This is a genomic window from Kitasatospora sp. NPDC002522, from assembly GCF_053595195.1.
In genome coordinates this window covers 24,813-44,608 of sequence record NZ_JBSFXE010000011.1, presented here as the reverse complement: position 1 = coordinate 44,608, position 19,796 = coordinate 24,813, and the positions used below count along the sequence as shown (strand labels likewise).

At 71.4% G+C, this 19,796-nt stretch carries 21 protein-coding genes; 19 read left to right on the top strand and 2 right to left on the bottom strand.

The window, feature by feature from the left end; genetic code table 11:
• Positions 1-42: 42 nt before the first annotated feature.
• Entirely contained in the window at positions 43-567 is a 525-nt protein-coding gene (locus ACWD4U_RS11860; protein WP_363450776.1) for a GNAT family N-acetyltransferase, read from the top strand.
• 7 nt (positions 568-574) lie between these two features.
• On the opposite strand, the gene ACWD4U_RS11855 is transcribed toward ACWD4U_RS11860, so the two are convergent.
• Positions 575-1,402, bottom strand: a complete 828-nt coding sequence (locus ACWD4U_RS11855) for a class I SAM-dependent methyltransferase (RefSeq protein WP_363450774.1) — start codon at positions 1,400-1,402, stop codon at positions 575-577.
• Positions 1,403-1,638: 236 nt separating this feature from the next.
• Here ACWD4U_RS11855 and proS point away from each other — a divergent pair, with 236 nt between their 5' ends.
• From proS to ACWD4U_RS11765, 18 genes are all read left to right on the top strand, one after another.
• Complete coding sequence (proS, locus tag ACWD4U_RS11850) at positions 1,639-3,051, top strand: proline--tRNA ligase (protein WP_363450772.1); 1,413 nt, start codon at positions 1,639-1,641, stop codon at positions 3,049-3,051.
• A 411-nt stretch (positions 3,052-3,462) separates the two neighbouring features.
• On the top strand, positions 3,463-4,041 hold the full coding sequence (locus ACWD4U_RS11845) for a hypothetical protein (RefSeq protein WP_363450770.1): 579 nt from the start codon (positions 3,463-3,465) through the stop codon (positions 4,039-4,041).
• A gap of 275 nt (positions 4,042-4,316) precedes the next feature.
• Positions 4,317-4,745 (top strand): 30S ribosomal protein S16, encoded by a 429-nt coding sequence (gene rpsP, locus ACWD4U_RS11840; RefSeq protein ID WP_363450768.1) that lies wholly within the window; start codon positions 4,317-4,319, stop codon positions 4,743-4,745.
• A 2-nt stretch (positions 4,746-4,747) separates the two neighbouring features.
• Positions 4,748-4,987 (top strand): RNA-binding protein, encoded by a 240-nt coding sequence (locus ACWD4U_RS11835; protein WP_363450766.1) that lies wholly within the window; start codon positions 4,748-4,750, stop codon positions 4,985-4,987.
• A 198-nt stretch (positions 4,988-5,185) separates the two neighbouring features.
• Positions 5,186-5,854, top strand: coding sequence for a ribosome maturation factor RimM (gene rimM / locus ACWD4U_RS11830; RefSeq protein WP_363450764.1), 669 nt, complete (start codon positions 5,186-5,188; stop codon positions 5,852-5,854).
• A gap of 5 nt (positions 5,855-5,859) precedes the next feature.
• Complete coding sequence (trmD, locus tag ACWD4U_RS11825; RefSeq protein ID WP_363451029.1) at positions 5,860-6,678, top strand: tRNA (guanosine(37)-N1)-methyltransferase TrmD; 819 nt, start codon at positions 5,860-5,862, stop codon at positions 6,676-6,678.
• 154 nt (positions 6,679-6,832) lie between these two features.
• On the top strand, positions 6,833-7,183 hold the full coding sequence (gene rplS, locus ACWD4U_RS11820; protein WP_363450762.1) for a 50S ribosomal protein L19: 351 nt from the start codon (positions 6,833-6,835) through the stop codon (positions 7,181-7,183).
• Positions 7,184-7,247: 64 nt separating this feature from the next.
• Entirely contained in the window at positions 7,248-8,174 is a 927-nt protein-coding gene (lepB, locus tag ACWD4U_RS11815) for a signal peptidase I (protein ID WP_363450760.1), read from the top strand.
• A gap of 364 nt (positions 8,175-8,538) precedes the next feature.
• A complete protein-coding gene (lepB, locus tag ACWD4U_RS11810; protein WP_449787171.1) occupies positions 8,539-9,291 on the top strand; it encodes a signal peptidase I in 753 nt (250 codons plus the stop codon).
• A gap of 215 nt (positions 9,292-9,506) precedes the next feature.
• Complete coding sequence (gene lepB, locus ACWD4U_RS11805; RefSeq protein ID WP_449787175.1) at positions 9,507-10,421, top strand: signal peptidase I; 915 nt, start codon at positions 9,507-9,509, stop codon at positions 10,419-10,421.
• A 167-nt stretch (positions 10,422-10,588) separates the two neighbouring features.
• A complete protein-coding gene (lepB, locus tag ACWD4U_RS11800; protein ID WP_363450756.1) occupies positions 10,589-11,335 on the top strand; it encodes a signal peptidase I in 747 nt (248 codons plus the stop codon).
• A gap of 25 nt (positions 11,336-11,360) precedes the next feature.
• A complete protein-coding gene (locus ACWD4U_RS11795) occupies positions 11,361-11,879 on the top strand; it encodes an NUDIX hydrolase (protein WP_363450754.1) in 519 nt (172 codons plus the stop codon).
• A gap of 56 nt (positions 11,880-11,935) precedes the next feature.
• Entirely contained in the window at positions 11,936-12,262 is a 327-nt protein-coding gene (locus ACWD4U_RS11790) for a DUF2469 domain-containing protein (protein WP_030458804.1), read from the top strand.
• A 240-nt stretch (positions 12,263-12,502) separates the two neighbouring features.
• Positions 12,503-12,973 (top strand): YraN family protein, encoded by a 471-nt coding sequence (locus ACWD4U_RS11785; protein ID WP_363451027.1) that lies wholly within the window; start codon positions 12,503-12,505, stop codon positions 12,971-12,973.
• A gap of 1 nt (position 12,974) precedes the next feature.
• Entirely contained in the window at positions 12,975-14,627 is a 1,653-nt protein-coding gene (locus tag ACWD4U_RS11780; RefSeq protein ID WP_363450751.1) for a YifB family Mg chelatase-like AAA ATPase, read from the top strand.
• 447 nt (positions 14,628-15,074) lie between these two features.
• Positions 15,075-16,214: a DNA-processing protein DprA gene (dprA, locus tag ACWD4U_RS11775; protein ID WP_363450749.1), complete on the top strand. Its 1,140-nt coding sequence runs from the start codon at positions 15,075-15,077 to the stop codon at positions 16,212-16,214.
• A 1,318-nt stretch (positions 16,215-17,532) separates the two neighbouring features.
• On the top strand, positions 17,533-18,336 hold the full coding sequence (whiG, locus tag ACWD4U_RS11770; protein WP_363451025.1) for an RNA polymerase sigma factor WhiG: 804 nt from the start codon (positions 17,533-17,535) through the stop codon (positions 18,334-18,336).
• Between the two features lie 59 nt (positions 18,337-18,395).
• Entirely contained in the window at positions 18,396-19,052 is a 657-nt protein-coding gene (locus tag ACWD4U_RS11765) for a TetR/AcrR family transcriptional regulator (protein WP_363450746.1), read from the top strand.
• A gap of 63 nt (positions 19,053-19,115) precedes the next feature.
• On the opposite strand, the gene ACWD4U_RS11760 is transcribed toward ACWD4U_RS11765, so the two are convergent.
• Positions 19,116-19,715 carry a murein hydrolase activator EnvC family protein gene (locus tag ACWD4U_RS11760; RefSeq protein WP_363450744.1) on the bottom strand — a complete coding sequence of 200 codons (600 nt, stop codon included), beginning with the start codon at positions 19,713-19,715 and terminating at the stop codon, positions 19,116-19,118.
• Between the last annotated feature and the right edge of the window lie 81 nt (positions 19,716-19,796).

The window sequence follows — 19,796 nt, the reverse complement described above, 5'->3', positions numbered from 1 at the left end:
AGCCGGGGGCCCGCATTGTCGACGCTGCGTCAGAATGGGCAGATGCGCGTGACGATCCGAGCCCCCCGCCCCGACGACGTCGTCCAGTACGCGGAGACGGTCCGCCGCTCCGCCGAGCACATCGGGCGGTGGAACCCGGTCGAACCGGACGGGCTGCCCGACCTGTTGAGCCGTCAGGGCCTCGGCCTGCGAACCTTCCTGATCGTCGACACCGCCACCGGCGGCCTGGTCGGCAAGTGCAACGTGGCGAACATCGTGATGGCGCGCTTCTGCAACGGCGTCCTCGGCTACGACTCCTACGTGCCGTACGCCGGCACCGGCCGGATGTCCGAGGGGATGCGGCTGGTGGTGGAACGGTGCTTCACCCCGGAGGCGCGGGGCGGCCTGGGCCTGCACCGGCTGGAGATCAACGTCCAGCCGGACAACGAGCGCTCGATCGCGATGGCGCGGCGGCTGGGCTTCCGCCACGAGGGCTTCACCCCGCGGATGCTCTTCCTGCAGGACGCCTGGCGCGACCACGAGCGCTTCGCGCTGACCGCCGAGGAGTGGCCCACCCCGGAGCGCTGACGCCCCGTCAGGACCAGGCCCGTTCGCCGACCACCCGGACCCGTTCGCCGATCACGTAGCGGAAGACGTTGGTCATCCGCACCGAACCGTCCGGGCGCAGGAACGGGTGGAGCGCCTCCTCCAGCTCCTTGGCCACCAGCGCGGAGCCGGCGGACGCCTCGGCCCGGTCGAACAGGCCGGTGGAGAGCATGCCGCGGACCGCCGAGTCCAGGTCCGCGTACGCGAACGGGCAGGACACCCGCCCGCTGCCGGCCGGGCGCAGACCGGCGCCCGCCAGCAGCGACTCCAGGACGCCGGGGCCGCTCAGCGCGAACGGGGCGGGGTCGTCCAGCGGCGTGTGACGGCGCGCCACCTCCAGGACGGCGGCGCTCTCGCAGCGCTCCGGCGGACCCCAGCCGGCCACCACCAGCAGTCCGCCGGGCAGCGTGCGCACGGCGGCGCTCGCGACCAGCGCGGGCGTCGGGAGCTGCTCGAAAACCGTCACCAGGGAGTGCGCCGCCCGGGGGACGGGCTGCGCCGAACGGGCGAGGCACGCTTCGGGCACGACCTTCAGCCCGCGGGCCGCCGCCAGCTCCCGCAGCTCGCCGTCGGCCTCGGTGCCCTCCACCAGCGCGCCGCGTCCCCGGGCCAGCAGCAGCGCCAGCCCCGAGCCGCAGCCGACGCCGAGCAGACTGGTCGCCGCTCCGACCTCCAACTGCTGGAAAACGGCCTGGTAGAGGGGGACCAGCATGCGCTCCTGGATCTCCGCCCAGTCCCGCGCCCGACCGCGCGACTCCGTCGGGGACTCCGCCCGGAGGCGGTCGACGGTGCTGCCGGTCACCTGCGCTGAAGCCATCGGGGCCTCCCATTAGGTCCTCGGATTGGGCAGCGTCCGCCGCCGCCGTGCGCCCCCCGGCCAAACCGCCCCTCCACCAGCGAACAGCGGCTCGCCGTCGTCGTCCAGAGGGGTGCGAGCAGGTATCCGCGCGCCGCAGGTGTGCGCCCCGGGGTGTGCGCGGGGGTACCGGAGCGGACCGGACCCCGGCGAAACGGATTCACAGTCAGGCCCCGCATCCCCGTACCATTCGCCCCATGGCTAAGGCACCCGTTCTCACTCCCCAGGCGGACGACTTCCCCCGCTGGTACCAGGACCTCATCAACAAGGCAGAGCTGGCCGACAACGGTCCGGTGCGGGGCACCATGGTCATCCGACCGTACGGCTACGGGCTGTGGGAGCGGATGCAGCAGGAGATGGACGCCCGGATCAAGAAGGCCGGCGCCCAGAACGCGTACTTCCCGATGTTCATCCCGCAGTCGTACCTGACCAAGGAGGCCGAGCACGTCGAGGGCTTCGCCCCCGAGCTCGCGGTGGTCACGCACGGCGGCGGCAAGGAGCTGGACGAGCCGGTCGTGGTCCGGCCCACCTCCGAGACGATCATCAACGAGTACTTCTCCAAGTGGGTGCAGAGCCACCGCGACCTGCCGCTGCTGATCAACCAGTGGGCCAACGTCGTCCGTTGGGAGCTGCGCCCGCGCGTCTTCCTGCGCACCACCGAGTTCCTCTGGCAGGAGGGCCACACCGCCCACGCCACCTACGAGGACGCCCGCGACTACGCCTCGCGCATCCACACGGACGTGTACGGCGACTTCATGACCAACGTCCTCGCCATCGACGTGGTGCTCGGCCGCAAGACCGCCAAGGAGCGCTTTGCCGGTGCCATCAACACCCTCACCCTCGAGGGCATGATGGGCGACGGCAAGGCCCTGCAGATGGGCACCAGCCACGAGCTGGGCCAGAACTTCGCCAAGGCCTTCAACACCACCTACCAGCTCCAGGGCGCCGAGCGCGAGTACGTCTGGCAGACCTCCTGGGGCGTCTCCACCCGGATGGTCGGCGGCCTGATCATGTCCCACGGCGACGACAACGGCCTGCGGGTTCCCCCGCGGCTGGCCGCCGTCCAGGCCGTGGTGCTCGCCATCAAGGGCGAGGAGGACGTGCTGGCCAAGGTCCGCGAGATCGGCGCCAAGCTGGAGGCCGCGGGCGTCCGGGTGGTCGTGGACGACCGCACCGACACCCCGTTCGGCCGCCGCGCGGTGGACTGGGAGCTCAAGGGCGTCCCGCTGCGCATCGAGGTCGGCCCGCGCGACCTGGAGGCCGGCACCGCGATGCTGGTCCGCCGGATCGCCGGCGGCAAGGAGCCGGTGGCCGTGGATTCGCTCGCCGCGATCGTCCCCGGAATCCTCGAGCAGGACCAGGAACTGCTGCTCCGTCAGTCCCGCGAGCGCCGCGAGTCCCGCACCGTCGACGTGAAGACCCTCGACGAGGCCGTCGAGGCCGCCGCCACCGGCTGGGGCCGGATCTCCTGGGCCGACCTCGGCCCGGAGGGCGAGGCCAAGTTGGCCGAGCAGGGCGTGTCGGTGCGCTGCATCGTCGCCGCGGACGGCACCGTCCCGGCGACCGACGGCCAGGAGGGCAATGTCGCCCTGGTCGCCCGCGCGTACTGAGGCCCTCCGTCGAAATCCGCGACCGGGTTTCACCACGGAGCGTGACGGGCGTGATGAGCTGCGCAATCGCAACCGAGATCGGGGATTTCCCGAACCCCGGTTCGCGTACTAGCAGTTGAGATTACTGACCGGTCAACTCCCCGCGGTACCTCACAAGCGGTACGGTATACGGCCCGTGGCCCTGTCAATTTCGGACAGGCCGCGGGCCGTCCGCCGTGGGGATGTTGGGCTCCGCGGCGGGTGTTGAGAGCCCGGCGAAACCCGGCGGGCCCAAACGTGCAGGGGGTTGGTCTTGCGTCAGTCCGGAACCGTGCAATTCGCGCGCGGAAGTGCATTCCTGAGAGTTCGCTGGGAATTCCCGAACACCGGGACCCAGCGGAACATCGCTTCTCTCCCCATCGTTGGTACAGCGTGAGCACGACACAGCCCCTCGTCCTGGCGGCCGAACTGGCCGCCGCCTGGAGCGACATCCAGGCCTACCACCGAGACCTCCCCGACCTGGCCTCGCCCGAGGCGCTGATCGGCGAGTCGTCCTCGGCCTGCGGTACGCAGCTCAACTTCGAGCGGCTGCTGCACGAGGCTGCCCACGGGCTGGCCGCCGCCCGCGAGATCCGCGACACCTCCCGGGCCGGCCGGTACCACAACCGCCGCTTCCTGCTGCTCGCCTCCGAGCTGGGCCTCGCTCACCCGGTCGAGCCGCACGCCAGCAGCGGCTTCTCGCAGGTGACGATGGGTCAGGAGACCCGCGACCGGTACGTCGAGACCATCGAGCGCCTGGACCGCGCGCTCGGTGCGCACCAGCTCGCCGTCGCCGGCGAGGGAAACCACCGCACCTTCCGCGGACCGGCCGCCCGGCACGGCTCCTCGGGCGGCGGCGTCCGCGTCAAGGCGGTGTGCGGCTGCGGGCGCAACGTCCGGGTCGTCCCGTCGGTGCTCGCCCAGGCGTCGATCGTCTGCGGTGCCTGCCAGCAGCCGTTCAAGATCGCCTGATCCCGGCCGGTGAAGCGTTCCGCCGGAGCCGTCGGCGGTGCGCACTGCCCGTACCGGCTGGGGTTGACATCGCGCGAAGGTCCTGCCGCGACCGTGCGGGGGCGCGGTCCGGGAGGGCCTTGGCGATGTGGCAGAATGGATGGCTGAGTACTCGGCAGCCAAGCAGGACCCTCTCTCCTAACGGCTGGCGTGTCCCTTGAACAGCACTCGCCCCGCAACCCCACGCGGGCGCCGGGAGCTGCTCACCCACGTCAACACCAGGAGAATCCACACCCGTGGCTGTCAAGATCAAGCTGAAGCGTCTGGGCAAGATCCGCTCCCCGCACTACCGCATCGTCGTCGCCGATTCGCGCACCAAGCGTGACGGCCGCGCGATCGAGGAGATCGGCATCTACCAGCCGACCTACAACCCCTCGAAGATCGAGGTCGACGGCGACCGCGCCCAGTACTGGCTGTCCGTCGGCGCCCAGCCGACCGAGCCGGTGCTCGCCATCCTGAAGCTCACCGGCGACTGGCAGAAGTTCAAGGGCCTGCCGGCTCCGGAGCCGCTGAAGGTCGCGGAGCCCAAGGTCGAGGACTTCTCGCACCTGTTCGCCAAGGCCGTTGCCGGCTTCGAGGACGCCACCACCGGTGTCGCCATCACCCCGAAGGCCAAGAAGGCGGACAAGGCTGACGAGGCCGAGGCCGCTTCCACCGAGGCCTGAGCATGATCGAGGAGGCCCTCGATCACCTGGTGAAGGGCATCGTCGAGCACCCCGACGAGGTGCAGGTCCGCTCGCGCAACCTGCGCCGCGGCCACACCATCGAGGTGCGGGTGCACCCTGACGACCTCGGCAAGGTGATCGGCCGGGGCGGCCGAACGGCTCGCGCTCTGCGCACCGTGGTCGGCGCCCTCGGCGGTCGCAACGTCCGAGTCGACCTGGTCGACGTGGACAGCATCCACTGACCTGTTCGACCAGGTCCACTGACCTGTCCGGTCGGCCATGCCGACCGGCTCGGGTCGGCCACCAGGTTTCAGGACCGGCCGGGACGCATCCGTCCCGGCCGGTCCTTTCCCGTTTCCGGGACACCGAAGCTTTCCGGGACACCGCAGTACCTCAGACCATCGCAGACCACCGCAGATCACCGCAGGAGAACGATCACCGTGCAGCTCGTCGTCGGCAAGATCGGCCGCGCCCACGGCATCCGGGGCGACGTCAGCGTCGAGGTCCGCACCGACGAGCCGGAGCTCCGGCTCGGGCCCGGCGCGGTACTCGCCACCGACCCGGCCGGCATCGGCCCGCTGACCGTCGAATCCGGCCGGGTGCACAGCGGACGCCTGTTGCTGCGCTTCGCCGGCGTCAAGGACCGCAACGCCGCCGAGGCGCTGCGGGGCACCATGCTGATCGCCGAGGTCGACCCGGACGACCGCCCGGACGACCCGGACGAGTACTACGACCACCAGCTCATCGGCCTGGACGTGGTGCTGGCCGACGGCACCCCGGTCGGCGAGCTCACCGAGGTGATCCACCTGCCGTACCAGGACCTGCTGACCGTCCGCCGCCCCGACGGCACCGAGGTCCTCGTCCCGTTCGTCGAGCGGATCGTCCCCACCATCGACCTCGACGAGCAGCGCGTCGTCCTCACCCCGCCGCCCGGCCTGATCGACCCGGCCGAGGCCGTGGTGGTCTCCGCCCGGGAGGAGGACGCGGAGGATGACTCGGAGGAGGGCTCGGACGAGGATGCCGCGGGTGGTTCGGATGGCGTCGATGGCTCCGACGGTTCGGGCGGCTCGGCTGGTTCTGACGGTGACCCGGCTGGTGGTGCGGCGTGAGCGACATGCGGATCGACGTCGTCACCATCTTTCCGGAGTATCTGGAGCCGCTGAACGTCTCGCTGGTCGGCAAGGCGCGCTCCCGTGGCCAGCTCGACGTCCACCTGCACGACCTGCGGCAGTGGACCACCGACATCCACCGGACCGTGGACGACACCCCGTACGGCGGTGGGCCCGGCATGGTGATGAAGCCCGAGCCGTGGGGCCTGGCGCTGGACGCGGTGGTCGCCGCCGGACCGGAGGGCGAGGTGCCGACCCTGGTCGTACCGACCCCGAGCGGACGGCCGTTCACCCAGGAACTGGCCCAGGAACTCGCCGCCCGCCCCTGGTTGGCCTTCGCGCCCGCCCGGTACGAGGGCATCGACCGGCGGGTCATCGAGGAGGCGGCGACCCGGATGCCCGTGGTCGAGGCCTCGATCGGCGACTACGTGCTGGCCGGCGGCGAGGTGGCCGTCCTGGTGATGGTCGAGGCGATCGCCCGGCTGCTGCCCGGGGTGCTGGGCAACGCCGAGTCGCACCGCGACGACTCCTTCGCCCCCGGCGCGATGGCCGACCTGCTGGAGGGCCCGGTGTACACCAAGCCCGCCGAGTGGCGCGGCCGCGAGGTGCCGGAGATCCTTCTCAGCGGCCACCACGGGAAGATCGCCCAGTGGCGCCGGGAGCAGGCGTTCGAGCGCACCCTCGCCAACCGGCCCGACCTGGTGGCCCGTTGGCAGCGTGAGGCGTTCACCAAGAAGGAGCGCGAGGCGCTGAGCGTGCTCGGACTGGCCTGGGACGACACCGCCGGCCGATTTCGGTCTGTGGCCGAGGCTGTGGAAGAATAGGCGACTGCTGTCTGTCGCCGGACTCCCTTCTGGGGTGTCAGTGGACCGGTGCCCTCGCCACGGGGGGATCATCGCCAGCCGACGCGACCCGCAGCACCTTCCAGTTGAGACGAATTTCCGTGGGCGGCCCGTGGCGCCTGCGATGGAGATAACCATGAGCAACAAGCTCGCTGGTGTCGACGCGGCTTCGCTGCGCACCGACATCCCCGCCTTCCGCCCCGGCGACACCCTGAAGGTGCACGTCCGAGTCATCGAAGGCAACCGCTCGCGTGTGCAGGTCTTCCAGGGCGTCGTCATCCGCCGCCAGGGCGCCGGTATCGGCGAGACCTTCACCGTCCGCAAGGTCAGCTTCAACGTCGGCGTCGAGCGCACCTTCCCGGTGCACACCCCGGTCGTCGAGAAGATCGAGGTCGTGACCCGCGGTGCGGTCCGCCGCGCCAAGCTCTACTACCTGCGTGAGCTCCGCGGCAAGGCCGCGAAGATCAAGGAGAAGCGCGACGCGTGATCGCGCTTGCTTAACGGGGGTCGGCCCTCCTGCCGGTGTAGACCGGCGGGATAAGCTCACCCCGATGAGCACGCACGAACCACCGACGGACCGCGACGGCAGTCCCGACCCCACGGGTACGGACTCGCCGTCGCGGTCCGTCGTCGTTTCCGGCACCGTGGCCGTTTCCGTGGCCGTTTCCGACGAGGGTTCCGACGCAGTTACTGAGGCAGCTTCTGATCCGGTTTCCGGTGCGGTTTCCGGCGCTGCTTCCGGTGCGGTGTCCGACGATCGGGTCGGGGCCGTCGGTGGCGGGGCCGAGGACGAGGCCGCCGAGGTAGGGCTCGGTCGGCGGTGGACGCGGGACCTGCTGTGGATCGGTGCGGTGTGCTTGCTCGTGCTGCTGCTGGTGAACGCGTTCGTGGCGCGGCCGTTCGGCGTGCCGTCCGGGTCGATGGAGGGCACGCTGCGCCCCGGCGACCGGGTGGTGGCCAACCAGCTCGCCTATGCCTTCGGCGGGCATCCGCAGCGCGGTGACGTGGTGGTCTTCGACGGCATCGGCTCCTTCCTGCCGTACGCGGCCGAGCCCTCCGGCGTGCGCAAGCTGCTGCTGGGCGCCGGACTGGCCCCCGCCGGGGACACGGTCTACGTGAAGCGGGTGATCGGGGTCGGTGGCGACCGGATCACCTGCTGCGGCTCCGACGGCCGGCTGCGGGTCAACGGCGTGCCGCTGGACGAGAGCGCGTACCTGTTTCCGGGTGACGCACCGTCGGCGGTGCCGTTCGACATCGTGGTGCCGGACGGGAAGCTGTGGGTGATGGGCGATCACCGCAGCGCCTCCAGGGACTCCCGCGACCACCTCGGTCAGCCGGGCGGTGGCGCGGTGCCCGAGGACAAGGTGATCGGCCGGGCGGACTGGGTGGTCTTCCCGTTCGGCCGCGCCACCTCGCTCGACCGGCCTGCGGCGTTCGCCGCTACAGGGGGGACTGGTGGCCATGGGGACCCGAGGTAGACCCAGATCCGCAGCCTCAGGTGACTCGTCCGCCCGCAGGGAGCGGAGCCTTCCGGCGGACGTCGGCGCGGGACCGGACGAGTGGTCGGGTTCGGCAGGCCGGCGAGCCGCCGGACGGGACGGGAGCTCCGGGCGGGACGGCAGCGCCGGACGCAATGGCAGTACCGGACGCAACGGCAGTGCTGGCCGCGACCGGAGCGGTGGGCGGGACGGGCTCGCCCGGCGGGACGGCGTCGACGGGCGGGGCGGAGGCGGCGGCGAGGAGCGGGCGCACCGCGGGCGGGCCGAGCGGCGTCGGACGGCGAAGCGTGCGGCGCGGCGAAGCCGTCGTTCCTTCCTGCGCGAGCTGCCGCTGGTCGTGGTGGTGGCGCTGGTCATCGCGCTGCTGCTGAAGACCTTTCTGGTGCAGGTGTTCGTCATCCCCTCCGGGTCGATGGAGCAGACCCTGCAGATCGGTGACCGGGTGCTGGTGGACAAGCTGACCCCGTGGTTCGGCAACGAGCCGAGCCGCGGCGAGGTCGTGGTGTTCAAGGACCCGGGCGGATGGTTGGAACCCGACCACAAGCGGTCCTCGGACGGGCCGGTGATGCGGGACGTGAAGTCGGTGTTCACTGCGGTGGGACTCCTTCCGTCCGATGACGAGCGGGACTTGATCAAGCGGGTGATCGGCGTCGGCGGTGACACCGTGGAGTGCTGCGACGCGCAGGGTCGGTTGAGCGTGAACGGCAACCCGCTGGACGAGCCGTACATCGCGACCGGGAACGTGCCCTCGCGGATCACCTTCAAGGTGACGGTGCCCAAGGGACGCCTGTGGGTGATGGGGGATCACCGGGACCTGTCCGCCGACTCCCGCTACCACATGGGCAATCCGGGCTCCGGCACCATCCCGGTGGGGAACGTGGTCGGCCGGGCGTTCGTGGTGGCGTGGCCGTTCTCGCACTTCGGTCAACTGAATGTTCCCGATTCACTCTCCTCGTTGCCGGTACGGGCGGCAGGATCAGCGGTAGTTGAGCCGGTTCCCTCGGAACCCCCGCTCGTTATGGGTGTGTTGGGCGTCTTGCCGGTGGTGGTTCGGCGGCGTGGGCCGCGGTCGAGGGGCGGGCCGGTGCCCGGTTGACGTTCTGGTCGGCGCGTGGGAGCACGGGCATGCCGACCGGGAGTGATAGAGAAGTGCAGTGGTGCTCGGTTCCGGCCTGGTGTCGGGCGTGCCCTGGTAGGGCAAGCCAGAGGCGGGTTGAAGGTCGATCGCAGAGTGTGGTGCCCGCTGTGCGGCACTGGTGAGCGCGGACGCTCGGGCGTCCGCACAGCGAGGGAGGAGATGTCGTGGGGGATCTGGTGATCGGTGCCCGCTCCGGTGGCCCGGAGCCCGACGGGGAGCCTGTGGGTAACCATGAGGGCATGCACGGGGACGAGGGCGACGCTGCCCGGCGCCCGGCATCGGCCGAGCCGGCGGCGGACGCCGACGAGGGTTCCGAGGAGGAGAGCCGGCCTGCCAAGCAGCGCTCCTTCTGGAAGGAACTGCCGATCCTGATCGGCATCGCGCTGATCCTGGCGCTGGTGATCAAGACCTTCTTCGTCCAGGCGTTCTCGATCCCGTCGGGCTCGATGGAGAACACTCTGCAGGTCGGCGACCGCGTACTGGTCGACAAGCTCACCCCGTGGTTCGGCTCGGAGCCGGAGCGCGGCGAGGTGGTGGTCTTCAAGGACCCGGGCGGCTGGCTGAACGACGAGCCGACCCAGCGCAGCGACAACGCTTTCGTGCGCGGCATCCAGGACGTCTTCAGCTTCATCGGTCTGATGCCCTCCAGTGACGAGAAGGACCTGATCAAGCGGGTCATCGCGGTCGGTGGCGACACTGTCGAGTGCCAGGGCACCGGGCCGGTCAAGGTGAACGGCATCGCGCTCGACGAGCCGTACATCTTCCCGGGCAACACCCCGTGCGGGGAGAAGCCCTTCGGCCCGCTCAAGGTGCCGGACGGACGGGTCTGGGTGATGGGCGACCACCGCGGTAACTCGCTGGACTCCCGGTACCACCAGGACCAGCCCGGCGGCGGCACCGTGCCGGTCGGGAACGTGGTCGGCCGGGCGTTCGTGGTGGCGTGGCCGATCGGCGACTGGGCGACCCTGCCGGTGCCGGCCACCTTCGACCAGAAGGGGCTGTCCGCCGGCAGCCCGCTGACGCCGCCGCTGACCGGAGCGGCGCTGGCCGTCCCCGCCGTGTGGTGGATCCGCAGGCGTCGCCGCTGACCGTTCGCAGGCCATCCGCGAACGACTCTTGCGCGGGTCGTGGTACTCGTGAGTAATCTGCTCGCACGTACCACGGCCCGCAGTGCTGTCCGCCCCCTGGCGGTCCACCTCGGCCGGGCCACGAGCGCTCGACCGGAGCGCGCCAGTGCCAGGAGAGGGCGAAGCCGATGAGCAGCGTCGCGGAGCGGACCCCGCCCACCCAGGCGGAGCCGACCCGCCGCCGGAGCGCGGCGTCGATCGTGCAGGGGGTGCTGATCGCGCTGGGGTTCGCGGCACTGGTCGGCGGCTTCGTGGTGATCGCCGTCCTGTACCGGCCCTACAAGGTCCCCAGCGGGTCGATGAGCCCCACCGTGCAGATCGGCGACACCGTGCTGGCCCGCACCGCGGACGGGAAGTCCGTCGGCCGCGGCGACATCGTGGTCTTCCAGGACCAGGAGTGGGGCAACGCCACGATGGTGAAGCGCGTGGTGGCGGTCGGCGGCGACACCGTCTCCGGCGACGACACCGGCCGGATCTCCGTCAACGGACACCCCGTCGACGAGCCCTACCTGCCGAAGGCCACCGCGCCCAGCACCGCGTTCACCGTGACGGTGCCCGAGGACCGGCTGTTCCTGCTCGGTGACTACCGCGGCAACTCGCTGGACTCCCGCAGCCACCTCGACGTGGCGTCCGGCACCGTCCCGGCCGCCGGAGTGAAGGCCAGGGTCGAGGCGATCGTCCAGCCGCTGTCCCGGGCAGGCATGGAGAAGCGCACAGCTGCCTTCGACGTACTGGGTGCGCCGAGTGCGCACCAGCAGGGACCCCTGGTGCCGGCCGCGTGGACGTCGGTCGGCGGGGCGGTCCTGATCGTGCTCGCCTCGGCGGCCGGCTGGGCGGTCTCGCTGACCCGCCGGCTGCGTCGGCGGCGGGCCTGACCCCGGTGCGGGTGGAGCCTGCGGGTTGATCCGTAGACGCGCGCAGACCTTCAGGACGGAGGCGACCCAGGTGGCGGTGGAGCGGCGAAGAGCCGTCCGGGTGCTGCTGCTGGACCCGCGCGACCGCGTCCTGCTGCTGCACGGCACCGACCCGGCCGTGCCCGGCGTGGACTGGTGGATCACGCCCGGCGGCGGCGTGGAGCCGGGCGAGGGGTTGGCCGAGGCCGCCCGGCGCGAGCTCGCCGAGGAGACCGGGCTGACGGCGGTGGAGCTGGGACCGGTGATCGCGTACGGCACGACGAGGTTCTCCTTCCAGGGCAGGGACTACGAGCAGGAGCAGTGGTTCCAGCTGGCCCGCAGCGAGCGGACCGAGGTGTCGCTGACGGCGGGCGGACCCGAGGAACACGCGCTGCTACTGGCGGCGCGCTGGTGGACAGTGGAAGAACTGCGGACCACCGGGGAGACCGTGTACCCGCACGGATTGGCCGACCTGGTGGAGCGTGTTGTGACGGAAGGGCCGCCAGAACTTCCAGTAAGGCTCTGAGCACAGGCTGGGTGGTCCACAATGGGGTGGACGTGACGAGTGAGGGGACGCTTGGAATGAGTGCCGAAGACCTCGAGAAGTACGAGACCGAGATGGAGCTCAAGCTCTACCGGGAGTACCGGGATGTCGTCGGCCTGTTCAAGTACGTGATCGAGACGGAACGGCGCTTCTATCTCACGAACGACTACGACCTGCAGGTGCACTCGGTGCAGGGCGAGGTGTTCTTCGAGGTGTCGATGGCGGATGCGTGGGTCTGGGACATGTACCGACCGGCCCGGTTCGTTCGGAAGGTCCGCGTGCTGACTTTCAAGGACGTCAATATCGAGGAGCTGGCCAAGAGCGATCTGGAGCTGCCCTCGGACGACTCGGCGTTCGGGAACTGACCCGTCGTTCGGGAACTGACGGATCTTCGAAAACTGACGCTCTGCGGCTGAGCGCCCGGCGCTGACCAGCAGTCGGAGCCGGGGCACTGAGACTCGTCCGGTCGGCCCGGCGGTGTCCAGCGCATTTTCGATTTGTCCCCCCTGCGGGTGACATCGGTTATCCACAGGCCCGAGTTATCCACAGGTCTCGGGATTTTCCTGGCTCACTTCCGCACCGGAACGGCAACCTTCCGGCCGGAGGTGATTGCCGTGCAGATTTCCCGGAAGAGTTCCACCAACGGCCTCGGCCGCTACGGCGAGGAGGTCGCCGCCCGCCGGCTGGCGGAGGGCGGACTGCGCATCCTGGAGCGCAACTGGCGGTGCGCCGAGGGCGAGCTGGACATCGTCGCCCTGGACGGGGACACCCTCGCGGTCTGTGAGGTGAAGACCAGGTCCGAGCGAGGCTTCCAGCACCCTGCGGAAGCGATCGACCAGACCAAGGCCGAACGTCTTCGCCGTCTCGCCGAGCGCTGGCTGGCCGAGCGCTGGCCCGAGCACTTCTCCCGTCTGGCCCAGAGCGCCGGGTACGTCGGCGGTACCAAGCCGCCGCTGTCTGCGGTGGACGGTGGACCGGCGCCCCCGCCGCCCGGCGGAGTGCGCATCGACCTGATTGCCGTGGTCAATCCGCTCAGGGGTGCCGCTGCGGTCGAGCACCTGCGCGGGGCGGTGTGAGATGGCATTCGCCCGCACCTGCTCGGTCGCCCTGGTCGGAGTCGACGGCGTCGTCGTCGAGGTCCAGGCCGACCTGGAACCCGGTATCGCCGCCTTCAGCCTGGTGGGTCTTGCGGACAAGGCCCTGCTGGAGGCCCGAGACCGGGTACGCGCCGCCGTCTCCAACAGCGGCGAGAAGTGGCCACAACGAAAACTCACCGTGGGCCTCACACCGGCCTCCGTACCCAAGAGCGGCAGCGGGTACGACCTGGCGGTGGCCTGCGCCGTCCTGGCTGCCGCCGAACGGCTCGACCCGGCGTCGATCGACGGCCTGCTGATCATCGGAGAACTGGGCCTGGACGGCCGCGTACGTCCGGTGCGCGGAGTCCTGCCCGCGGTGCTGGCGGCGGCCGACGCCGGTTACCGGAAGATCGTGGTCGCGGAGCAGACCGCGGCCGAGGCGGAACTGGTGCCCGGTGTCTCCGTCATCGGCGTCCGCAGCCTGCGCCAGCTCATCGCCATCCTCACCAACGCACCTGTCCCGGAGGAACCACCTGACCTCCTCGTCGGACGACCGGACTCGATGCTCGCCGGGATCCTGCTGCCCGGTCTCGGAGTCCGCGACGTCTCCTCGGACCGACCCATCCGGCCAGACCTCTCCGACGTGGCGGGCCAGTACGAGGCCCGCCAGGCACTGGAGATCGCGGCGGCGGGCGGCCACCACCTCTACCTGAAAGGGCCACCAGGGGCCGGCAAGACCATGCTGGCCGAACGGCTCCCCGCCCTGCTCCCACCACTCACCCAGGCCGAAGCGCTCGAAGTGACCGCGATCCACTCGGTGGCCGGCCTGCTACCGCACGACCGGCCGCTGGTCGACACCCCGCCGTACTGCGCGCCGCACCACTCCACCACCATGCCCGCCATCGTGGGCGGCGGGACGGGACTGCCCAGGCCCGGGGCCGTCTCCCTCGCCCACCGGGGCGTGCTCTTCCTCGACGAGGCGCCGGAGTTCCCGGTCCGGGTCCTCGACGCACTCCGCCAACCCCTGGAATCGGGGGAGGTGATGATCGCCAGATCCGCGGGCTCGATGCGGCTGCCCGCCCGATTCCTGCTCTGCCTGGCCGCCAACCCCTGTCCCTGTGGCCGCTATTCGATGAGAGGAGAAGGCTGCGAATGCACGCCCGTCATGGTCAACCGCTACCAGGCCCGGCTCTCCGGGCCGCTGCTCGACCGGGTGGACCTCCAGGTACAGGTCGCGGGGGTCACGAAGGCCGAGCTGATGCAGCAAGGCGGAAGAGCCGAGAGCACGGCCGTCGTCGCCGCGCGCGTGCAGGCCGCCCGCGAACGTGCCGCCGTCCGCCTCGCCGACACCCCGTGGCGTACCAACGCCGAAGTGCCCGGGCACGAGTTGCGTACCCGCTGGCGCCTCGCACCCGGTTCACTCGCCGACGCCGAGCGTGACCTCGAGCGGGGCCTGCTCACCGCACGCGGACTCGACCGGGTCCTACGCGTCGCCTGGACGATCGCCGACCTCGTCGGTCGCGGCTGCCCCAACCGCTCCGATGTCCAGACCGCCCTGGCCCTGCGCACCGGAGTCCACCGGGCCGTCTACTCCACCGACCGCCGGGTCGACCCGTACCAGGACGTCGACGCGGACCTCGGCGGCGAGTGCTGATCAACCGTCACCCCACGTTCCCGTCCACCCCGTTACAGCCGCCGAGGAGATTCGGTGACCGCACTGCCCACTCCCCACGACCACCGAGACCACCTCTGTGACGGCCCGCGTGGCGGACCGAGCCCACCATCGGCTCACCACTCCCACCCCGCCCAGAGGCCCGTGACGAGTACCCACGAGCTGGCGAGTTCCGGGGACCAGCTCGGCTGCCTGATCCGAGGAGGCGGTCCGTCTGCGGTACGCCAGCGCCACCACGACCAGCCCGACACCGCGCCAGCACCTACCGCGGCTCAGACCACCGGCCAGACCGCGGCGCAGACCACCGCCCAGACTGCGGCTTCGGCCGTGGTGGCTGAGGCCCCGGCCCGGGCTTGGCCCGAGGCATTGCCCCTGTCGTTCGAGAGGAGTGACAACTGGAGCGACCGGCCGACCAATTGGGCCGCCACGGTGGTCGCGACCGAACCGCCCGAGCCGGACCGGGTGGCCAGGGCGGCGCTCACCCGACTGATCGAGCCCGGTGACGCGGCCATCGGGCGAACCATCGGACGGCTCGGCGCGGTCGCCCTGCTGCAGGGTCTTCGGGACGGTGCGTCGTCGGGTCAACTCGGCCTGAGCACCGACCGGATCGCGGCCTACCAGGAGAGACTCCGTCAGTTCAAACCGGCGGCGGACCTCGCCCGGGTCGAGAAGCTCGGTGGACGGTTCATCATTCCGGGCGACACCGAATGGCCCTCGCAGCTCGACGACCTCGGGGACGGTCGACCCGTCGGGTTGTGGGTGCGCGGCAGACCATCGCTTCGCCTGCTCGCGCTGCGCTCGGTGTCGGTGGTCGGCGCACGGGCCTGTACGCCCTACGGTCGGTACGTTGCCGGCCGGCTCTGCTCGGAGCTGGCCGAGCGCGGCTGGGTGGTGGTCTCCGGGGCGGCGTACGGGATCGACACCGCCGCGCACGGCGGGGCGCTCGCGGTCGGCGGGATGACGATCGCGGTGCTCGCCAGCGGGGTGGACATCTGCTACCCGCGCGGGAACACCGAGTTGATGGAGCGGATCACCGGCCAGGGGCTGCTGGTCAGCGAGCTGGCGCTCGGGATGCACCCGACGCGGTTCCGGTTCGTGCTGCGCAATCGCGTGATAGCGGCACTGACCAGGGGAACCGTGGTGGTCGAGGCGGCCCTGCGCAGTGGCGCGCTCAGCACCGCGCGCCGGGCCAGAGACCTCAACCGCCACACCATGGGGGTCGCGGGCCCGGTCACCTCCGAGCTGTCCGCAGGTGTCCACGCGTTGATCAGGAGCGGCGCGGCGACCCTGGTCACCGATGGGGCGGAGGTCGGCGAGCTGATCGGAGCGATCGGCGACGACCTGGCCCCGGAGCGGGTCGGCCCGATCGTGCCACGGGACCTGCTGGAGCCACCGGTGGCGCGGGTCCTTGAGGCGGTGCCGGCCAGCGCGGAGGGCGCCCCGGTGCATCGGGTCGCCAGATATGCGGCGCTTTCCCCGGAGGAGACGCTGCAACGGCTCCACGAACTGAGCTCGCTCGGCTTCGTCGAACGGCACGGCGCGCGTTGGAGGTTGGTACGACGCAAGTGACGGCGGCCCGGGTGGTGCGGACCTGGGCGGGTGGAGTATGGCGTGGGAGAGGAGTCAACGGGTCGGTGCGGGTGGCGAGTTGGGCGTCCGGCGGGACGGTTCGTCGGGCTGGGAAGAGGCGGCGGCGGATGGCGAAGGGCCGGTGGATGAGGTGATCCGGAAGGGCGCGCCGGGTGGCGGCCCGGTCGGTGGATGTGCTGACCGACCGTCAGCGGCCGGGCCGCGCTCGGACGGCTCGACGCGCCGGTGGAGCCCAGTGCTGCCACCGGATCGGGGGACGCCCGAGTGGCGGTAGCGCTGTGCAGCTACTCGGTCACGCTACGCTCGTTTATGGCGTCCCTATCAGCACATGACTCGGCAGAACGGCGCAGACCAACGCATGCCCACTCACATTCCCGGACACAGGGTGACCGGTGACGGTCGGTCCGCGGACGGGACCGGGGCCGAGGCCCGCAGCGCCGCGGAGCTGCGAGCCAGGCCACCGGGAGCCGTGGGAATGACAAGGCCGGGCACCCCCCCGACCGCGACCCCGCAGCCCCCGTCCCGTCCCGCCTCCGCCTCGCCCGTACCCCGCCCGCCCGCCTCGCCGATCCCGTCGGTCTCGCAAGTCCCCCCGTCGGTTTCGCAGGGCTCATCGGTTTCGCAAGGCCCGTCGGTTCCACAGGGCCCGTCGACGCGGCAGCCTCCGCCGCGCCCGCAGGCCGAGCGGCCGGCCCCGGTGCTTCCGTGCCCACAGGTGGCACCGCCCACCGCCGTGACGAAGACCCAGCCGCACGGCGCCACTTCCGCCGAACTGCCGCCCACAGGGACGACCCCGCAGCTGGGCGGTCAGGGCAACGTCGCCCAGCGCGGCGGCAAGACGGCCGACACACCGGCGGCGGGAGCCCGTCCGCTCAGGGGCCAGCCGAAGCGGACCGCCCGGTCGAAAGACGCACCAGCCCGAAGCCTGCAGGTGGGGAAGCAAGCAGACGGCATCCCGGCGGTACGGACCCAACCGGACACCGGCCGGCAGGGGCCCGGCCCGGACGGGACGGGCCAGCGCGCGACGGTCGAGCCGGACCTGCCCCCCGCGCAGCCGACCGTGGTGGTCCCCGCGCCCGCAGTGGGTGGCACGCCAGCGGCGGGAGGCGGGTCGGTTCCGGGCGGCGGGCCCGCTGACAACCGACCCGTCGACTCCGGCACCGCCGACCGTCCGGTCGACCCGGGTGCTGACCGGAAGGTCGACCCCGGCGCCGACGGGGCAGCAGGAACCGACGGGGCAGCACGAACCGGCGAGGCGTCGGGGGCCGGCGAAGCACCGGGGACCGGCGCGGAGAACGTGGAGAAGGGGAAGGCGAGCGAGCGTGCGAAAGGAGGTGCGGATCAGACGGCGCTGCTGGCGCTGTGGCGCTCGTACAAGGAGACGGGTGACCACGGGCTGCGGGACCAGTTGATCCTGCATTACTCGCCGCTGGTGAAGTACGTGGCGGGCCGGGTCGGTGTGGGGCTGCCGGCCAACGTGGAGCAGGCGGACTTCGTGTCGTCTGGGATCTTCGGGTTGATCGATGCGATCGAGAAGTTCGACATCGACCGGGCGATCAAGTTCGAGACCTATGCGATCAGCCGGATCCGCGGGGCGATCATCGACGAACTGCGAGCGCTGGACTGGATTCCCCGGTCGGTCCGGCAGAAGGCGAAGGCGGTCGAGCGGGCGTACGCCACGTTGGAGGCGCGGCTGCGGCGGACCCCGCACGACCCCGAGGTGGCCACGGAGATGGGCATCTCGCTGGACGAGCTGCACACCATCTTCAGTCAGCTGTCGTTGGCCAACGTGGTCGCGCTGGACGAGTTGCTGCACTCGGCCAGCGAGGGCGGCGATCGGCTGACCCTGATGGAGACGCTGCCGGACAGCGGGGCGGACAACCCGGTCGAGATCGTCGAGGACCGCGAACTGCGGCGGCTGCTCGCCTCCGCGGTCAACACGCTGCCCGAGCGGGAGAAGACCGTGGTGACCCTTTACTACTACGAGGGCCTCACGCTGGCCGAGATCGGTCAGGTGTTGGGCGTGACCGAAAGCCGGGTCAGCCAGATCCACACCAAATCGGTGCTGCAGCTGCGGGCGAAACTGTCCGACGTGCGCTGAACCGGTCGGCTGTGGCGGTAAGCCGCTCCGGCCGGCGGCGGCCTCCGTAGAGTTGGGACGTGCCGAAAATCCGGGCGGCCACAGTGGCCGAGCATCGCCAGTTACAGCAGGCCGCGCTGCTCGACGCCGCGCGCACCCTACTGGCGGAGGGCGGCCGGGAAGCGCTGACGTTCGGTGCGCTGGCCGGGCGTACCGGGTTGGCCCGCTCCTCGGTGTACGAGTACTTCCGCTCCCGGGCCGAGCTGGTGGAAGCCCTCTGCGCGGCGGACCTCCCGCTCTGGGCCGCCGAGATCGAGGCGGGGATGGCCACCTGTGACGGTCCGGCCGAGCGGATCGAGGCGTACGTGCGCGGTCAGCTGGCGCTGGCCGGGGAACCGGTCCACCGCGCCGTGGTCGCCGTCGCCGAGTCCGAACTGGACCCCGCCGCCCGGGAGCGGATCCGCGCCGCCCACGGTGGGCTGACCGCGATGGTGGTCCGGGCGCTGGAGGAGTTCGGCCACGCCCGTCCGGCCGTCGCCGCGTCGCTGCTGCAGGGCGTGGTGGAAGCTGCCGTCCGCCAGCTCGACCGGGCCCGCGAAGCCGATGGCGCGACCGACCAAACCGCGCGGGAGATCGCCGATGCGGCGGTGGAGTTCGCACTGGACGGCCTCCGCCGAGACCACCGAGACCGCCGGGAACCTGCGGCCGGTGACCCGCGGTCGGCGATGACTTCCTAGGCGCCGGCCATCGCGGGCGGTGCCGCACCTGACGCCCCATCACAACGAGGGCGAGGGCGAGGGCTACGGTGCGGGCGAGTCGAGCGGGAGGAGCCGGGCGCGGCCGGTGCCCAGCAGGGCGAGCGGGTCGAGGTAGCGGGTGCCGCGCAGCAGCCCCCAGTGCAGGCAGTCGACGGGGCAGTGGCCGGAGTCGGCGGTCAGTGCGCCGATCGGCTCGCCGGCCGAGACCGCGGTGCCCACCGAGACGGAACCGGCCACCGGGAGGTAGGTGGTGCGCAGTGGTGGGCTGCCCGATCCGGGATGGCTGACCACCACGACCGGACATCCGGCCACCTGCCCGGAGAAGGTGACCACCCCGGGTGCCGCCGCGCGCACCGCCGTCCCTGGCGAGGCGGCCAGGTCCACCCCGCGATGCCCCGCCGCCCAGCGCACCGGCGGCGGATCGAACCGCCGAAGCAACCCTGACGCGTCCCCGACCGGCCACGCCCGCCCCGGTCCGACCCCCAGCGCGCCCTCCCTCAGCACCTCGCCCCTGACAGCCCCGGCCGCGGTCACCCCGGACAGCGAAGCGGCCCTGCTCCCCACACCCCCCACCACGGCGACGACCAGCACCCCGACGATCACCAGCCGCGTCACCGCCCGGGTCGCGACCCGCACACGCACCACCACACCCCACCGCACACCGACCTCCCGACCAACAGCGAAGACGATCACCGCAGACGACCACCGAAGGCGAGCACCGAA

Excerpts from the sequence above, each read along its gene's own strand:
- ACWD4U_RS11855 (WP_363450774.1), bottom strand. The coding sequence starts at position 1,402 with ATGGCTTCAGCGCAGGTGACCGGCAGCACCGTCGACCGCCTCCGGGCG.
- ACWD4U_RS11780 (WP_363450751.1), top strand. The coding sequence starts at position 12,975 with ATGGCATTCGCCCGCACCTGCTCGGTCGCCCTGGTCGGAGTCGACGGC.
- ACWD4U_RS11835 (WP_363450766.1), top strand. The coding sequence starts at position 4,748 with ATGATCGAGGAGGCCCTCGATCACCTGGTGAAGGGCATCGTCGAGCAC.
- ACWD4U_RS11790 (WP_030458804.1), top strand. The coding sequence starts at position 11,936 with ATGAGTGCCGAAGACCTCGAGAAGTACGAGACCGAGATGGAGCTCAAG.
- proS (WP_363450772.1), top strand. The coding sequence starts at position 1,639 with ATGGCTAAGGCACCCGTTCTCACTCCCCAGGCGGACGACTTCCCCCGC.
- trmD (WP_363451029.1), top strand. The coding sequence starts at position 5,860 with ATGCGGATCGACGTCGTCACCATCTTTCCGGAGTATCTGGAGCCGCTG.
- ACWD4U_RS11860 (WP_363450776.1), top strand. The coding sequence starts at position 43 with ATGCGCGTGACGATCCGAGCCCCCCGCCCCGACGACGTCGTCCAGTAC.
- rplS (WP_363450762.1), top strand. The coding sequence starts at position 6,833 with ATGAGCAACAAGCTCGCTGGTGTCGACGCGGCTTCGCTGCGCACCGAC.
- lepB (WP_363450760.1), top strand. The coding sequence starts at position 7,248 with ATGAGCACGCACGAACCACCGACGGACCGCGACGGCAGTCCCGACCCC.
- lepB (WP_363450756.1), top strand. The coding sequence starts at position 10,589 with ATGAGCAGCGTCGCGGAGCGGACCCCGCCCACCCAGGCGGAGCCGACC.